Origin of the sequence: Tenacibaculum profundi (assembly GCF_052050075.1) — a bacterium.
In the GTDB taxonomy this organism is placed as follows: Bacteria; Bacteroidota; Bacteroidia; order Flavobacteriales; family Flavobacteriaceae; genus Polaribacter.
The window spans coordinates 3,501,321-3,518,007 of the sequence record NZ_CP197225.1; the positions used below are offsets into that span (position 1 = coordinate 3,501,321).

Annotated in this window: 18 protein-coding genes; 6 read left to right on the forward strand and 12 right to left on the reverse strand. The window is 30.3% G+C overall.

What is annotated here, in order from left to right:
- Nucleotides 1-423: 423 nt before the first annotated feature.
- Nucleotides 424-1,347, forward strand: coding sequence for a PorP/SprF family type IX secretion system membrane protein (locus tag ACSIGE_RS14165; RefSeq protein ID WP_440880527.1), 924 nt, complete (start codon nucleotides 424-426; stop codon nucleotides 1,345-1,347).
- A 238-nt stretch (nucleotides 1,348-1,585) separates the two neighbouring features.
- On the opposite strand, the gene ACSIGE_RS14170 is transcribed toward ACSIGE_RS14165, so the two are convergent.
- The 8 genes from ACSIGE_RS14170 to ACSIGE_RS14205 form a co-directional block, all read right to left on the reverse strand.
- Nucleotides 1,586-1,783: a hypothetical protein gene (locus ACSIGE_RS14170; protein ID WP_440880528.1), complete on the reverse strand. Its 198-nt coding sequence runs from the start codon at nucleotides 1,781-1,783 to the stop codon at nucleotides 1,586-1,588.
- A 104-nt stretch (nucleotides 1,784-1,887) separates the two neighbouring features.
- A complete protein-coding gene (locus ACSIGE_RS14175; protein ID WP_440880529.1) occupies nucleotides 1,888-2,157 on the reverse strand; it encodes a hypothetical protein in 270 nt (89 codons plus the stop codon).
- Between the two features lie 75 nt (nucleotides 2,158-2,232).
- Nucleotides 2,233-2,925, reverse strand: coding sequence for an HAD family hydrolase (locus tag ACSIGE_RS14180; protein WP_440880530.1), 693 nt, complete (start codon nucleotides 2,923-2,925; stop codon nucleotides 2,233-2,235).
- A complete protein-coding gene (kdsB, locus tag ACSIGE_RS14185; RefSeq protein ID WP_440880531.1) occupies nucleotides 2,918-3,658 on the reverse strand; it encodes a 3-deoxy-manno-octulosonate cytidylyltransferase in 741 nt (246 codons plus the stop codon). Before kdsB ends, ACSIGE_RS14180 begins: the two co-directional genes overlap by 8 nt.
- A gap of 107 nt (nucleotides 3,659-3,765) precedes the next feature.
- Complete coding sequence (locus ACSIGE_RS14190; protein WP_440880532.1) at nucleotides 3,766-4,902, reverse strand: energy transducer TonB; 1,137 nt, start codon at nucleotides 4,900-4,902, stop codon at nucleotides 3,766-3,768.
- A 521-nt stretch (nucleotides 4,903-5,423) separates the two neighbouring features.
- Entirely contained in the window at nucleotides 5,424-6,353 is a 930-nt protein-coding gene (locus tag ACSIGE_RS14195; RefSeq protein WP_440880533.1) for a peptidylprolyl isomerase, read from the reverse strand.
- 23 nt (nucleotides 6,354-6,376) lie between these two features.
- Nucleotides 6,377-7,942 carry a hypothetical protein gene (locus ACSIGE_RS14200; protein WP_440880534.1) on the reverse strand — a complete coding sequence of 522 codons (1,566 nt, stop codon included), beginning with the start codon at nucleotides 7,940-7,942 and terminating at the stop codon, nucleotides 6,377-6,379.
- Nucleotides 7,943-7,981: 39 nt separating this feature from the next.
- A complete protein-coding gene (locus ACSIGE_RS14205) occupies nucleotides 7,982-9,571 on the reverse strand; it encodes a peptide chain release factor 3 (RefSeq protein WP_440880535.1) in 1,590 nt (529 codons plus the stop codon).
- A 170-nt stretch (nucleotides 9,572-9,741) separates the two neighbouring features.
- Here ACSIGE_RS14205 and idi point away from each other — a divergent pair, with 170 nt between their 5' ends.
- Genes idi through ACSIGE_RS14220 form a run of 3 tightly spaced genes read left to right on the forward strand, consistent with a single transcriptional unit; the run spans nucleotide 9,742 to nucleotide 11,680 of the window.
- Entirely contained in the window at nucleotides 9,742-10,263 is a 522-nt protein-coding gene (gene idi / locus ACSIGE_RS14210) for an isopentenyl-diphosphate Delta-isomerase (RefSeq protein ID WP_440880536.1), read from the forward strand.
- 5 nt (nucleotides 10,264-10,268) lie between these two features.
- Nucleotides 10,269-10,682 (forward strand): 6-pyruvoyl trahydropterin synthase family protein, encoded by a 414-nt coding sequence (locus tag ACSIGE_RS14215; RefSeq protein WP_440880537.1) that lies wholly within the window; start codon nucleotides 10,269-10,271, stop codon nucleotides 10,680-10,682.
- A 20-nt stretch (nucleotides 10,683-10,702) separates the two neighbouring features.
- Nucleotides 10,703-11,680 (forward strand): type I phosphomannose isomerase catalytic subunit, encoded by a 978-nt coding sequence (locus tag ACSIGE_RS14220; RefSeq protein WP_440880538.1) that lies wholly within the window; start codon nucleotides 10,703-10,705, stop codon nucleotides 11,678-11,680.
- A gap of 20 nt (nucleotides 11,681-11,700) precedes the next feature.
- Here ACSIGE_RS14220 and ACSIGE_RS14225 read toward each other — a convergent pair whose 3' ends face one another.
- The 4 genes from ACSIGE_RS14225 to ACSIGE_RS14240 form a co-directional block, all read right to left on the reverse strand.
- Complete coding sequence (locus tag ACSIGE_RS14225; protein WP_440880539.1) at nucleotides 11,701-12,156, reverse strand: hypothetical protein; 456 nt, start codon at nucleotides 12,154-12,156, stop codon at nucleotides 11,701-11,703.
- 4 nt (nucleotides 12,157-12,160) lie between these two features.
- Entirely contained in the window at nucleotides 12,161-12,703 is a 543-nt protein-coding gene (locus tag ACSIGE_RS14230) for a hypothetical protein (RefSeq protein WP_440880540.1), read from the reverse strand.
- 30 nt (nucleotides 12,704-12,733) lie between these two features.
- Nucleotides 12,734-13,279 (reverse strand): RNA polymerase sigma factor, encoded by a 546-nt coding sequence (locus ACSIGE_RS14235; RefSeq protein ID WP_440880541.1) that lies wholly within the window; start codon nucleotides 13,277-13,279, stop codon nucleotides 12,734-12,736.
- A 63-nt stretch (nucleotides 13,280-13,342) separates the two neighbouring features.
- The gene (locus ACSIGE_RS14240; protein WP_440880542.1) at nucleotides 13,343-14,791 is read right to left on the reverse strand and encodes a TonB-dependent receptor; all 1,449 of its coding nucleotides are present in this window, start codon (nucleotides 14,789-14,791) and stop codon (nucleotides 13,343-13,345) included.
- Between the two features lie 82 nt (nucleotides 14,792-14,873).
- On the opposite strand from ACSIGE_RS14240, the gene ACSIGE_RS14245 reads away from it, so the two are divergent.
- Both ACSIGE_RS14245 and yaaA read left to right on the forward strand, forming a co-directional pair.
- Nucleotides 14,874-15,659, forward strand: a complete 786-nt coding sequence (locus ACSIGE_RS14245; protein ID WP_440880543.1) for an MBL fold metallo-hydrolase — start codon at nucleotides 14,874-14,876, stop codon at nucleotides 15,657-15,659.
- 170 nt (nucleotides 15,660-15,829) lie between these two features.
- The gene (yaaA, locus tag ACSIGE_RS14250; protein ID WP_440880544.1) at nucleotides 15,830-16,588 is read left to right on the forward strand and encodes a peroxide stress protein YaaA; all 759 of its coding nucleotides are present in this window, start codon (nucleotides 15,830-15,832) and stop codon (nucleotides 16,586-16,588) included.
- Nucleotides 16,589-16,687: the final 99 nt, after the last annotated feature.

A 16,687-nucleotide genomic window follows, 5' to 3' on the forward strand; every position in this document is an offset into this window, starting at 1 on the left:
TCAAACTAAAGCAATATTTTTTAATACCCTTTTTGAGAATGTTAAAATCTCGATAAGTATTAGTTGAAGTTATTTTAATTTCTTGTTGTATAAGATAAAGTTATTATTGATTAGTTTTTAAACTTCTTTTATTCCAAAAGAATAATAATTTATCTATGACTTTGACCTTTATGAATAACCTTAAGAAAACGTTTCTTATAATAAAATAATACTCAAAATTAATGCTTTTAAACTTTGATACTAATTATTTAAAGTCAAAATTTAAAGGATGTTGATAAAATTAAATTTATAGTCTGTTATTTATAACAAATATTAGAGTTTTTGTCATGTCATATTTTATATTTTAGATCTTTTAATATAATGGTGACGCGTGTTTACAATATATTAAAATAAAACTATACAATCAGACTAAAGAAACTAAAAATGAAACTACTTTTAACGTTAATTTGTATTTTTTGTACATTTTTTTCAAAGAAAACTTTTGGACAACAAGACCCTCATTTTACGCAATATATGTTTAATACAATGAGTATTAACCCTGCATATGCTGGTTCGCGAGGTCAGCCTGTAATTACTGCATTAGCACGTAAACAGTTGGTAGGGTTTAAAGGAGGGCCAAATACTCAAAATCTTAGCTATGATTCTCCTCTTGGTTCCTCAGGGCTTGGTGTGGGGGGTAATTTGATGAATGATAAAATAGGTCCCTCAAATGAGATATATTTTGATTTTAATTTATCATATGTAATAAAAACAAGCGATTTAGGAAAACTATCGTTAGGTTTAAGACTAGGAGGAAGGATTTTAAATATTGATTGGAGCTTGGGGAGTGTTATTGACGATGAAAGTTTATTTGAAAATAATATTAGTGGTAAGTTCTTACCAACTGTAGGTACCGGGTTGTATTATTATAATGAGAGTTGGTATATAGGGCTTTCTGTTCCAAATATATTGAAATCAGAGCATTATGATGCAGTATTAGAAAGAGAAGCAATTACAGCTGTTGAAAAAATCCACTTTTTTTTAATATCAGGCTATGTATTTGATTTAAATGAAAGTGTTAAATTCAAACCATCAGCTTTATTAAAACTTGTTTCCGGAACTCCTTTATCTTTGGATGTTTCTGCTAATTTTTTACTAGATAATAAGTATAGAGCCGGTATTGCTTGGAGGTGGGGAGATTCAATAAGTACTCTTTTCGCATTTCAGATTACCGAATCGTTTCTTTTAGGATATGCTTACGATTTAACAACATCAAATTATAATATTGCAAATTCAGGTACACATGAGGTAATGCTTAGATATGAACTCTTAGACTTGCTAAATTTTAGGTCTCCAAGATTTTTTTAAATATTAGATAATTTATTTCTGTCAACAAGATGTTTTCTACAAAGGTTAAAATATAAAGTTATGTTAAATTTATGGGTTATAATGGGTGTGAGAAAGGGGGGGTGTAGCTTTTTTTATTTGATTAACCTTATGACTGATAACGATTTTGTGATAAATATTATTTATTTAAAAATGATAAGCTAATTAATAAAATAAAAAACTTCTAAAATTTAGAAGTTTTTTATTTATAACAGAATTATTATTTCTTAACAAGGAGTACATTTGGTAAAAGATCCGGTTTGTTAGCGGTATATTCTTTAAGCCAAATTTTTAACTCTGTTATCTCGTGTGGTAAAAGCCTAGTCAAAGCTTTTTTAAGTTCTTTACGAAACAACTCAGAGTTAAAACTAACTTTTTTAAGTATAGTTTTTGTGTACTCGTACATAGCTCTAGCCATATTCAGGGGATTTAGTTAATTTAATGTAATCTAAATTACAAAAAAATAAGAAGTAATATGTTAAAATAGAGCAAAAAAATCTGGTATTTACCAGATTTCTTAATTTATAAGCTGTTAGCTCTTTCAAGTAAAGCTATTGCTTTGCTCTCAAGCTCTTGACTGATTTCTTTAAAGTGATTCTTTACATTTGTGATATCACGCTTTTGATTTATTCTGTTTAATAGATCGTCATATGTATTATATGCATCATCAAGTATAGCGTTGGATAAAGACATATCACTAGTAGCGTTTAATTTTTGCCACTCGTCACAAATGGTTGCAATTGCTCCTAAAGTATAATTGATATCTTTTTTTAAGTTTTTAATACTTGCCATAATTATATTTTACGGCAAATTTACAGGTTTTATTATTAATAGATATATAATAAGCGAATTTATTATAATTTGTGACTAGAGCAATTTAAGTAAATCTTTTATTGTGTCCAATGTTATGTAATTTTCATTCAAATTATCCGAATTAACTTGTTCATATTCCCAAGTTATATGAAAAGGAATATGAATAGCAGATCCTCCAATATTTAGTATTGGAAGAATGTCTGATTTAAGAGAGTTTCCAATCATTAAAAAATTTTCAGGTTGAATATCAATATGTTTAAGTAATTTTATATAATCATTTTCTTTTTTTTCACTCATAACTTCAATGTGATGGAAGTATTTTAAAAGACCTGATTTTTCAAGTTTTTTTTCTTGATCAAGAAGATCTCCCTTTGTAGCAACAATTAACTTATATTTTTTGTTAAGATTGTTAAGTACTAATTCAACATCATTAAGAAGAACTACAGGTTTTTCAAGCATTTTTTTTCCTATTTGAAGAATTTCATTGATGCTTTTACCATTAAGTCGATTATTAGATAACTCCATAGCGCATTCAACCATAGATAGAACAAATCCTTTTATACCGTAACCGTATAATGGCAAGTTAGCAATTTCTTTTTTCATTAATTCTTGCTTAATCTTGTTTTTGGTTTCGTAAGCTGATAATAAAGAAGCAAAATTATTTTCAGCTTCTCTAAAATATGTTTCATTTACCCACAGAGTGTCATCTGCATCAAATGCAATAACTTTAATATTATTTTTATTCATTGGTATTATTAAAAAATTCTATGGCTTTATCTAGATCTTCTGGGGTATCAATACCTATACTTTCATGCGTAGTTTCAATCATTTTAATTTTTTTGCCTATTTCTAAATAACGCAAACATTCAATTTTTTCTGATAATTCTAAAGGAGTTACAGGAGTTTTGTAAAATTCAATCAAAGCATCTTTTCTAAAAGCGTATACTCCCTTATGTTTATAGTAACTTACCTTTGCATCATTGTCTCTTAAATAAGGAATAACACTCCTTGAAAAGTATAGTGCAAAATCATTATTATCGGTAATAACTTTTACATTATTTGGGTTTTCAATTTGTTTTCTCTCAGTAATTTGTACCTTTAAAGAGGCTAGGTCTATTTGTTTATTTCTATCATCTGTAAATGCTTCTAGGAGCATTTTCAAAGAGTTTTTATCGATAAAAGGTTCGTCACCTTGAACATTGACAACAATATCAATATCTAATTCTTTAACAGCTTCTGCAATTCTATCGGATCCGCAATTATGATCTTTTTTACTCATTATAACTTTGCCACCAACAGCATTTATTGTGTCTTTTATTATTTCAGAGTCTGTGACGATATATACATTATCAAATAGCTTTGAGGCTAAGGCGCTTTTATAAGTTCTTACAATTACTGGTTCACCGCCTAAATCTTTCATTAATTTTCCAGGAAATCTAGTTGCATTGTATCTTGCAGGAATCATTGCAATTATTCGCATGTTCTATGTTTTTAAACAAATATAACATTATATGTTTAATAAATTAAAGTCATAAAAAAAGGAGTAGACTAATATCTACTCCTTTTAAAATTTATTTTATTACTTATTTAGTTTAATCTAAAATTAATAGGTATTGTATATTTGACATTGGTAAATTTACCTTCATGTTTACCTGGAATAAAATCTGGTAATTTTGAAACCATTCTTCTAGCTTCTTCTTCTAATAATTCGCCATTCTTAGGACCTCTCATTTTTATATTTCTTACTTTACCTTCAGAACTTATGATGAAAGTAACCCAAACTTTACCTTCGATATTTTCCCTCGCAGCTGCGGCAGGATAATGAAAGTTTCTTTGAATATGACTAATCATTCTTTCATTAAAACAGTTTAGTTTGTCAAAGTCAGAAGCTTTTGCACAAGCTTTGAATTGAGGAATAGAATGAGCTTTATTAAATTGTACAAAGTCCGTAATTTCTTCTTCAACAACGGTTGGTTTTACTTTCTTTACTTTACGTTTTTTAGCCACCACAGGTTTAGCCTTTCTAGCACTTTTGTTAGCGCTACCGGGTGTTCTAAACGTTATAGGTATTCCATATTTTACCTTTACTAATTTTCCATTATGTTTACCAGGAATAAACTTAGGGAGTTTTTCTATCAATCTTTTGGCTTCACCTTCTAATAAATCTCCGCCTTTAGGACCTCTTAATCTAATATCTTCAACATAACCTAGCTGGTTAATAGTGAAATGTGTTAAAACTCTACCTTCTATACCTTTACTAAGTGCTTCTTGTGGGTAATTAAAGTTTGAAAGTATGTGTTTAGCCATTTGTTGTTCAAAACACTTAGATTGTTTAATCAATGGTTCGTTTTCACATTTTTTGAATAGAGGTATTTCTTCCACTAAATTAAAAGGAATTTTTTCTAGTTTTACACCAGAGTCTTCCAATTCCAATTTACCTACTAATAATGTAGTTTTCTTAACGTTGGCAATTTGACGTGTACCACTATCTACACCTAAAGCAACTGCGGCAGCTTTGTTTTTTCTTACAACTCGTCTTCTTGTAGAAACTTCAATCGAAACTTGTTTGCTGGCATTACCTTCGGCATCTTTAACCTCTTCAACAGCACATTTTGTTATACTGTTCGGATCAGCGATATCCTCATCAGGGCTATCACAGTGCTCTTGAGCTATTGTTATTGTCGACAACAATATAGCTAAAATTAACAAGGGGAATCTCATCATAATCTTGCTTAATTTAGGGGTTAATACTTAAATTCATTATGTAAACGTAATAAAACTATACTTAAAAACAAAAAAATGTGTAATATTTTTTATAAAATAACGTTCTTCGTTTACTTTAAAAAGAATAATATAATTTACTTCTTCTATCTATTTAGACGCAAAAATATGTAAAAAGTTACAGTTTACATAATTTTATTGCTGATTTTTAAGTGTTTATGTGTTTTTTTTGTTAGCTCAAACTTTTTAAAACCTGAAATTACACTATATTCTCTATAAACATTAAAAAGGATTTTAGCCTTATAATAATTAACCTTTTAATTAAAGAAAATCTTTTTAAAATTATCTTTTACTTCCTTACCTCTTTAATTTGATTATTTCAGCTTTTTGATTTGTTAAACAATTAGTTTGGTTGGGTTTCGATTTTTTTTAATAGGTTTTTATTTGAGAAAGTTTTATAAAATAACAATTAGTTTTATGAAAAGTAGCATTTAAAAAAAGCCCTACTTAAGGGCTTTTTATGATTATTTTACTTTAACTAATTCAACATCGAAAATTAATGTTGCATTTGGAGGAATAACTCCTCCCGCACCATTTGCACCATACGCTAGTTTTGAAGGTATTACAAGTCTAGCTTTTTCTCCAACACTTAACAATTTAATGCCTTCATCCCAACCAGGTATAACCTGGCCTGTTCCAATTGCAAATTCTATTGGTTGTTTTCTTTTGTATGAAGAATCAAACACCGTTCCATCTAATAATTGTCCTTTGTAATGTACCGAAACCATTTCTCCATTTGAAGGTTTTTTGCCTTCTGCGTTTTGGAGTATTTGATAACGTAAACCGCTTTCGGTTTCTTTATAGCCTGAAGCTACCTCATCCATTAACTTTCTTTCACGTTCTTTTTCTTCAGCTTCTCTTTTTTCACGAGCTCCTTCAAAAGTTCTAAATGCTTCTACAGCATTCCATTTTTCCGCATTTTCACCAATACGAATTATTTCTAATTGCATTTCATCATCTTGTGCAACAGCATCAACAACATCTTGCCCTTCAATAACATTTCCAAAAACTGTGTGCTTTCCATCCAACCAAGGAGTTGCAACATGGGTAATAAAGAATTGAGAACCGTTGGTTCCTGGTCCCGCATTAGCCATTGACAATTTCCCAGGAGTATCATGTTTTAATTCAGGATGAATTTCATCATCGAATTTATATCCAGGATTCCCAGTTCCTGTTCCTAAAGGACATCCTCCTTGAATCATAAAATCAGGAATTACTCTATGGAATTTTAACCCATTGTAATACGGAGTTCCTTGAGGTTTTGCTGAATTCTCTAAGTTTCCTTCTGCCAAAGCGACGAAATTACCTACTGTACCTGGAGTTTTCTCATATTCTAAGTTAACTAAAATTTCTCCTTTAGGAGTAGAAAATTTTGCATAAATTCCGTTATTCATTTGTTCGGTTTTTTATTTATTATTTAATTTAAAGAGAATAAACTAGCAAAATTAAAGTTTATTCCTATGTTTATACTTGTTGAGTTAACGTTACCAAACGGAGCATAAAACTTGCCCGCTGATGTAGTTAACGATATGTTACTGCTTAAATTATAATTAATTCCAGCGGTGGCTCTAATAACAATTCCTTCTCCTGTATCTACTCCTGCACCACCAGCGGCACCACCTGAAACTTCAGCAAATAAATTTATTTTATTTTTTAAAAAGTTATTTGTTCTAGTTCCAAGCCCTACCATCCCATGAGCATAGCCTCCTGATCTACCGTTGTAAGCAAAACCAGCTTCACCAAGTATATATAAGTTCTTCGTTAGATCATAATTGATTTGAAGTCCTAAAAGTTGCAAGTCCACACTTAAGATTTCATCTCTATCATCTGTCTTGGCAACATCTAAGCATGATTGATTTTCTATACTGAAAACAATTCCTTTTGTTTTAAATATTGAATTATTATCGGTATTTTCAGTACCTCCGTTTTTACCTAGGTATTTAATACCAAATCCATATGTATAAGCTTCTAGGTCCCCAGAAATCGCTCTATAGTATCCAGCATGACCACTTAAAGCAATATGATTTGAAAGTCTTAAGTCGATTCCCGCTGAGGGATAAATCATTAAACCACCCTCAGGAGCAACGCGTCCTCCTGCGGCTCCTACGCTTAGTTTAGTAAACAGGTTTACAGAATTAGATTTGTAGGGGTGATATCCTGCTCCGAAAAATAAATCCATGAAACCAGCTCTTAATCCTTTATAGATAGCATCAGTATGCGCAAATATAAAAGTGTTTTCGTTTAAATATTTCTGATATTCAAAGCCTAAAACATATAACGTTTCTGTAAGTGGACTTCCATTGTCTTTTCTTGAATTGCCAATCGGATTGAAGAAATCAAAGCGTAGTTGTTGCACATTTTGTACAGTAGGGCGTTTCCAAAAACTATCGTTTTGTAAATTTTTATTGATGAATTCTTTATGAGCGGTATCGTAATCAGAAAATCTCAAAATACTAGGTATTTCAAGGAAGAATGAAACTGAATTACTTTTAATTTCTCCAGAATAGAAATTTACATGACTATATTGAATTCCGAAAGAATACCCTTTTTTCTTGTACTGTAATCCAATGTTCGGATTAATAAAGCCACCGTCATTTACTAAATAACGATACCCACCACCACCTCCAAAGTGGAAATTAGCATCAAAATATAGGTTTTTATAGAGTTGCTTGTTTACACCAAGTTCTATTCCTAAAGTAAATAACCCACCTTGATCACCAGTTACGGCAGCATACATTCCAGCACCTGTGTACAACCAATCGTTTAATGGAATATTGTATTGTAATCCCATCATTCCCATAGTAGGTTTCAAGTTAAGAAACTTGTCATTAGGCATGGTAACAGGGATAAAGTTTAAACGAACTTTATTATGCAATTCTTTTCCTGAAAGATTGTTTAGATCATTTTGAGCATTTAATGAAGTCTGAACGCATAAAATTACTCCGACAATCCCTATTAGGTGTGAATTTAAATATTTTTTCATGATTATTTTACAGCTGTAAGTTTTCAAAATTGGTTTTGATTACTTGAATTCACTAGTAAAGTGAAGCTTTACAGTTGGATATTTACTTTGAGTCATTTGAATTGTAAACGCTGAATCGGCTAAGAATACTAATTGTCCTTGTTTATCTTTTGCCAAATAGCGTTGTTTAACCCTTTTAAATTCTTTAAATTCTTCGTTTTTTTCATCTTCAGCTTGAACCCAGCAAGCTTTGTGAACGGATATGTTTTCATAGGTGCATTTTGCCCCATATTCATGTTCTAACCTATATTGAATAACTTCATATTGTAGGGCACCAACGGTTCCGATGATTTTTCTACCATTCATTTCTAATGTAAAAAGCTGAGCCACTCCTTCATCCATTAATTGATCTAAGCCTTTGTATAATTGTTTGGCTTTTAGTGGGTCTGCGTTGTTTACATAACGAAAATGTTCTGGGGAAAAGCTTGGAATTCCTTTAAAGCTCATCTTTTCGCCCTCGGTTAAAGTATCTCCAATTTTAAAGTTTCCAGTATCATGGAGTCCAACAATATCTCCAGGAAAAGATTCATCGACTATTTCTTTTTTTTCTGCAAAGAATGCATTGGGACTTGAGAACTTTACTTTTTTACCTAATCTAACATGCAAGTAAGGGGTATTTCTTTTAAATGTTCCGGATACAATTTTTACAAAAGCTAAACGATCTCTATGCTTAGGATCCATATTTGCATGAATTTTAAAAACAAACCCACTCAATTTTTCTTCTTTCGAATCAACCAAACGAGAATCAGATTGTTTAGGCTGAGGATTAGGAGCAATATCAATAAAGCAATCTAGTAATTCTTTTACTCCGAAGTTATTCAATGCAGAGCCAAAGAAAACAGGTTGTTGATCACCCGTAATATAGTCTTCCATTTTAAATGGAGGGTATACTTCATATACTAACTCTAATTCCTCACGTAAAGTATCAGCTGCTTTTTTACCAATAATTTTTTCTAATTCTGGAGAATTTATATTGTCAAATTCAACACCTTCCGAAATGTTTTGTTTGTTATCTCCAGAAAATATATTTAATTTTTTATCCCAAATATTATAGATACCCTTAAAATCATACCCCATTCCAATAGGGAAACTTAAAGGAGTAACTTTTAATCCAAGTTTTTGCTCTACTTCATCCAGTAAGTCAAAGGCATCTTTCCCTTCACGATCTAATTTGTTGATAAAAACAATCATAGGAATTTTACGCATTCGACAAACTTCTACTAGTTTTTCAGTTTGTGCTTCAACACCTTTTGCAACATCAATTACAACAATAACACTATCTACAGCAGTTAAGGTTCTAAAAGTATCTTCAGCAAAATCCTTGTGTCCAGGTGTATCTAGGATATTAATTTTTTTGTCTTTGTATAAGAAAGCTAATACAGAGGTTGCAACGGATATTCCTCTTTGGCGTTCAATTTCCATGAAATCTGAGGTTGCGCCTTTTTTTATTTTATTGTTTTTTACAGCACCAGCCTCTTGAATAGCTCCACCAAAAAGAAGTAATTTCTCTGTTAAGGTGGTTTTACCAGCATCCGGGTGGGATATAATACCAAATGTCCGTCTTTTTTGTATTTCTTCTAAAAAACTCATCTATAAAATTTAAGGGAGCAAAGTTAGTCTTTTAAAAGAGTTTTGACAATACCGTTTTGTAATTAATAAGTGTGATAATGATCATTATTATTTCAAAAAAATAGAGCATGATTTGTTGAAAATAGCGATAAATTCTATTTTTGTATGTTTATTTAGGAATATTGTAAATAATGAAGGAACAGGTAATTTTAGTTGATGAACAAGATAACCCCATAGGTTCTATGGAGAAAATAGAAGCTCATCAAAAGGCTTTGTTGCACAGAGCTTTTTCAGTTTTTATATTCAATAATAGAGGAGAATTAATGTTGCAACAAAGAGCAAAGAAGAAATATCATTCCCCATTGCTTTGGACAAATACTTGTTGTTCTCATCAAAAAGCAGGAGAAACTAATTTAGAAGCTGGAAAGAGGCGGCTTCAGGAAGAAATGGGTTTTTCTTGCGATTTAGAAGAAGTTTTTAGTTTTATATACAAAGCTCCTTTCGATAATGGGTTAACAGAACATGAATTAGATCATGTTATGGTCGGAAAGTATGAAGAAGACCCAAAAATAAATAAAGAAGAAGTAGAAGCGTTTAAATGGATGTCTTTAAAGGATGTTAAGAAAGATATAGGGAATGAACCTGAACTTTATACTGAATGGTTTAAAATTATATTTAAGGAGTCATATGAAAAAATTTCAAAACATATTTAGAGAGCATGCCGAGAGTAACAGTTCATAGAAAAGCACACTTTAACGCCGCCCACCGTTTGCATAACCCAAACTGGTCTGATGAGCGCAACTTGGAAGTTTTTGGTAAATGTAATAATCAATATTATCATGGTCATAATTATGAGCTAATAGTTTCATTAACAGGTGAAATTGATCCCGAAACAGGTTATGTATACGATTTAGGGAAACTAAAAAGTTTAATAAAAACTGAAATTGAAGACACTTTTGATCATAAGAATATAAACATCGAAGTTGAAGAGTTTAAGACTTTACCAGTTTCAACTGAATACATGGCCGTTGTTATTTATGATAAGCTTCGAAAACGTATAGAAGAAAAATTTAAATTGAAAATAACATTATACGAAACCCCAAGAAATTTTGTGACTTATGAGGGAGAATAGTTAGAAATACATTATTATACATGCCAATTAAACAAAGTTTTATAAAATTCAGTCCTATTCTAAAAGAAAAAATTTGGGGAGGACGAAAATTAATTTCTCAACTAAATAAAAAATCAGAGATTGATAATATTGGCGAAAGTTGGGAAATTTCTGATATTGAGGGAGATGTTTCAGTTGTAATAAATGGACTATTAAAGGGGTGCTCTCTGAAAGAGTTAATAGAAAAGTATAAAGGTGATTTATTAGGAGAAAGTGTTTATGAAAAATTTGGAAAAAAGTTTCCTTTGTTGATAAAATTTATTGATGCTAAAGAAGTACTTAGTATTCAATTACATCCTGATGACAATTTGGCAAAAGAGCGACATAATTCTTTTGGAAAAACAGAAATGTGGTATGTAATTCAAGCAGATGATAAAGCCAATTTAATTGTTGGGTTTAAAAAAGATTCAAATAAAAAAGAGTATTTAAAAAATTTAAAAAATAATTCTTTGCTTGATATTTTAAATGTAGATGAGGTGGCAAAAGGAGATGCTTATTTTATTCCAGCAGGAAGAATTCATGCCATTGGAGCAGGGGTCATGCTGGCAGAAATTCAACAAACTTCTGATATAACTTACAGAGTTTATGATTGGGATCGTCAAGATGCTAAGGGGAATTATAGGAGATTACATACAGAGGAGGCACTCGAAGCTATTGATTACTTAGCAGAAGATAAATATCACATCGATTACCAAAAAAAAGTTAATGAGTCTTCTGAAATTATATCTTGTCCGTATTTTACAACAAATATTTTATGTATTAATGGTGAGTTAGACAATAAAAATAAGGTAGATAGTTTTAAAATATATATGTGTACAAAAGGAAAAGTTACTTTTTCTAATGAAGAATACAATGAAGTATTAGAATATGGGGAAACATTATTATTACCAGCAAATGTTAAGGAATTTAATATTAGATCAACTCAAAAATCAGAATTATTAGAAGTTTACATTTCATAAAAAAAGAATAATTTTTTTAATTATTCTTTTTTTGATTGCCTTAACTTTCTCAAAAGCTTTCTATTGAATTCATGTTCAGTAACTTTCAATTTAAGTATTTTTCGATAGGATAGGAATGTAGATATTTTGTTGAAGAACGAGAATTTAAGTTCATTTCTTCTTTTTTCAATAGACTTTATGTGCTCAAGAATTTTTTTAGCTTGATTCTCATTTAATTTATTAATGCCGCCAAGTTTATCTATTTGTTTTTTTATTTTAAAACGTTCTTCTTTGTGAAGCTCCATTATCTGATTATTATAATCATTATATATGGGCCAGAATTTTTCGGCTTCTTTAGAGGAGAAATTGAGCTTATCAGTTATATGAGCAACTTTATATGCACGAATTTTTTCATGACGTCTTTGCTTATTATGATCCTGGGCGCTTAAGAGTGAGCTCAAAAAAATTAAGGTGAAAAGTAGTATGTGATTTTTCATTTTATTAAATTTCATTTATTATGGTACTTTCTTCTATGTTGTCTAAATAACCTTCTATATCTTCATAATCGAGTATGATAGAATTAAAAGCTTCATTTTCAAAATTAATATCAGTTTCGTCAAATGCAACAATTAATTCATTCTCAGAAGTGTCAATATAACCATCCTCATACCAATTTTCAATTTCTAAAGTTGATATGGTACCAAAATCTATAGAACTTTTAGTTTTTATATGCATGTATCCAGCTATAATCAATAAAGCAGCAGCTGCAGTTGTGGATAAAAGTTGAACTAATTTTTTGTATAAAGGAATAACTTTTTTCTCAGAATTCTGATCGTCTTTGATTTTTTTAAACAGCGTTTCTTCTAAGGATTCAAAATATGAGTCAGGTGTTTTAAAAGGTGTTTGTTTGGGTAAACTAACGTCTTCTTGATTTAATATTTTTACATTAAAATTATTTAAATAATTTTTTGGAACAACAAAGCCACTTTTCTTTTTAGTGCTCTTGTTAAGGAAATCGATACTGTTTCTTAAACCGTTACTCATACCTATAAGACTATTTGTTTACCAAAAGGTTTAATTTATGCTTTTAATGTATCGTTCTATTTTTTTTACTGCATGATGGTAGGAAGCTTTTAAACTACCAACACTGACACTAAGTATTTCAGAAATGTCGTTATATTTCATTTCGTCAAAATACTTCATGTTAAAAACTAGTTGTTGTTGTTGAGGAAGTGTAGCTATAGCTTTTTGTAAAATGAGCTGAATCTCATCTCCATCAAACCAATAATCACTACTTAAATTAGATGTAATTTGTTGTTGATAATCAGTAATATCAAGATTTTGCTCCTTTGCTTTTTTATTTATAAAGCTAATAGCTTCATTCGTGGCGATACGATATAGCCATGAGTAAAGTTTACTATTCCCTTTAAAAGAGTCAATATTTTTGTACACCTTTATGAAAGTGTTTTGAACAACATCATTTGCATCCTCGTGTAAATAGACTATTTTTCGTATATGCCAATAAAGACATCGCTTGTATTCATCAACACAGGTTTTAAAAGCAATTTCTTTTAAAGATCGGTCTTGTAGTTGTTTGATTAAAAGTTTCTCGTCTATCAACTAATATTAATTTAGTTTTTAGACTATAATTTATTAAAAAGGTTTAATTTGTACAAACAAAAGTTAACGCACTCTTTTTTTAGAGCATCCAAACAAACGTTTTTCCTTTATTGTTTCAGCAACCCCCTCAGGTAACATTTCTTCCCAACCTTCTTCGTTATTTTGAATCTTAGATAATACTGTTCTTGAGAAAATATGTAATACTTCAGGGTCAAAATTCTTTAAATCTACAAGACGACCATTTATCTTAAAGAATTTATAAAGTTCTTTAATTCTTGGATGCACTTTTAAGTTTTCACTAGTAAGGTATTCACCTGTGTCTTGCACCTTATAAGGGTATAAATAAATTTTCAGATCTCTATAAAATAATTTCCCAAAAGCTTCAAGAATTCCACCGCTTAACCCTCTATAGTATTTTTCATCAAATATTTGTATTAGGTTATTAACACCTATAGCTAATGCCATGCGTTCACGAGTAAACTCACTGAAATATTCAACAAGCTTAAAGTATTCTTGATAATCTGTTATCATAACGTTTTGTCCTAAGGAACATAGTAATTCTGCTCTGTCAAGAAAGTCACGTTCATTAATTTCTCCTCCTTCAGCTTTTAAATTACTCAAGGTAATTTCAAAAATTATTTGAGTTTTTTCTGGGTCTACTTTTTTCTCATTAAGAAATAGTTCCTTTGATTTCTCAAACATATCCATGTTTACCTTTGTAACGGGTCTGAAGCTACCTCTTAAAGCAAGAATATTTCGTTTATATAATACTTGAGCAGGAAGTAAATTATTTCCATCAGGTCCAAACATAACCGCATTTGTCATTCCATTTTTAACTAGCTGTAAGCTCATTAGACGATTATCGACATACATGAAACGAGGTCCAGAAAAATTAATCATATCTATTTCTAAACGATCTTTATCAATATTATCGTAAAAAGATTTTAATAATTCCTTTGGATTGTCATTTAAATAAAAGGCACCATAGATTAGGTTTACCCCCAAGATACCTAAGGTCTCTTGTTGTAACCTAGCATCCGTTTCTTTAAACCGTAAGTGAAGAATAATTTCATTGTAATCTTCTAAAGGGTCTAACTGAAATCTGATTCCTACCCAACCATGACCTTTGAATTTTTTTGAGAAATTTATCGTTGCTACTGTATTTGCGTAACTAAAAAAGAGTTTGTCTGGGTGCTTTTGACGGTCTAAACGATCCTCAATAAGAATCATCTCGTGTTTAAGCATTTTTTTCAACCTTTCTTCGGTAACATATCTTCCGTCGTTTTCTATGCCATAAATAGCATCTGAAAAATCTTTATCGTAAGCACTCATGGCTTTTGCAATAGTACCAGAGGCACCACCAGCTCTAAAGAAGTTTCTAACAGTTTCTTGACCAGCACCTATTTCAGCAAAAGTACCGTAAATGTGTTGATTCAAATTTATTTTTAAAGCTTTTGCCTTAACTGTTGGTACTGAGTTGATTTTCTGATCTCCTTTTAACGTAATTGCCATTATGTTTTTTTTTGTTACGCGGAACAAATGTACTGAAAATAGGTGCTATCAGTCAATTTTTATTGTATTTTTGTTAAAACAAATGAGTATTACAAAACAGTTAAAAATTACTTTTCTCGGTACAGGAACATCTACAGGAGTTCCTATGATTGGTAGCCAGCACCCGGTGGCTCATTCGAATAATCCAAAAGATAAAAGGTTAAGATCGTCTATCATGATTTCATGGGATGAATATATCTACGTAGTGGATAGTGGTCCTGATTTTAGACAGCAAATGATTCGGGAGAATGTTATGTCAATTGATGGAGTTTTATTTACACACGAACATTCTGATCATGTTGCTGGATTTGAAGATGTAAGGCCTTTTAGTTTTAGGGGTGGTGAAGTTCCAATATATCTAACGGAAAGGGTGTTTAAAGCGTTAGAAAAACGTTATGATTATATTTTTGCAGTAAAAAACAGGTATCCAAGCGCAGCTAAGGTTAAACCTATTATTATTTCAAAAAATGACTTTTTTCACCTCCACGGAGTTAAGGTGTTACCAGTAGAAGTAATGCATGGGAAATTACCTATTTTAGGTTTTAGGTTTAATAACTTTGCATACCTGACAGATATAAAGTACATTACAGATGAAGAGAAGAAAAAATTAAGCCAATTAGACTCTTTAGTTGTCACAGGATTAAGGAAAGAATTACATGATACTCATTTTAATTTGGAAGAAGCACTAAATTTTATTCAAGAATTAAAACCTAAACAAGCTTTTCTTACTCATATTAGTGAGTTATTAGGGTTTCATGACGAGATACAAAAAGAGTTGCCAGATAATGTTCATTTGGCTTATGATGGTCTTCATTTTATGAGTACTTAATGACATGGCCTAAATAGCTTTATTAAATAATACTATAAAATATAATTTGCTTTTCTTAAAATTTATATAGAATATTAAAATTATTTTTACTTGTTATTATTTTAGTTTTAATCTTTTTTTGATGGATCTTAAGCTAAAGATTAACATAATTTTACAGATAAATATCAAATATGAAAATTATAATCTCACCAACAAAATCGCTTGACTTTGATACAAAGGCGCAAACAGAAGTTTTTTCACAACCTCGCTTTCTTGAATATTCTAAAAAATTAAATAAAAAGTTAAAAACATATTCGAAAAGTCAGTTATCGGAATTAATGAAAATATCTGATAATTTGGGAGCATTGAATTATGAAAGGAATCAAAGATGGAATCCAGAGTTTACTGTTGATAATGCAAAACAAGCTGTTTATTCTTTTACTGGAGAGGTTTTTAGATCAATAGATGTTAATTCATTAACAGATGAAGGAGTTTCTATGCTGAACAAAAAAGTAAGAATATTATCAGGATTATATGGGATATTAAGACCTTTAGATCTCATTCAGCCATACAGACTAGAAATGGGTACCAAAATTAAAGTTGATAATACCGATAATTTATATAAGTTTTGGGGAGACTTACTTGCAGAGTCACTAAATAATGAAATGGAAAAAGGTGATTTATTGTTAAACCTAGCAAGTTTAGAATATTTTAAAGCAGTACCCAAAAAAGCATTAAAAGTACCTATGATTACTCCTATTTTTAAAGATTTTAAAAATGGTGATTATAAGGTGATTATGACCTATGCAAAAAAAGCACGTGGCTTAATGGTAAGATATATAATTGATAATAATATCGAAACTTTGGAAGAACTTAAGGGGTTTAATGTCGAGGGATATGCGTTTTCCGAGCCAATGTCAACAAATGATGAACTAATTTTTACAAGATAAAGCGTTATTCATCAATTTAAATCAATAAATATTAACTTTATTTTGCGTTTTTGTTTTCTTGAATAAAAGTAGAGGTGTTTAAATATAAAGATCATAAGC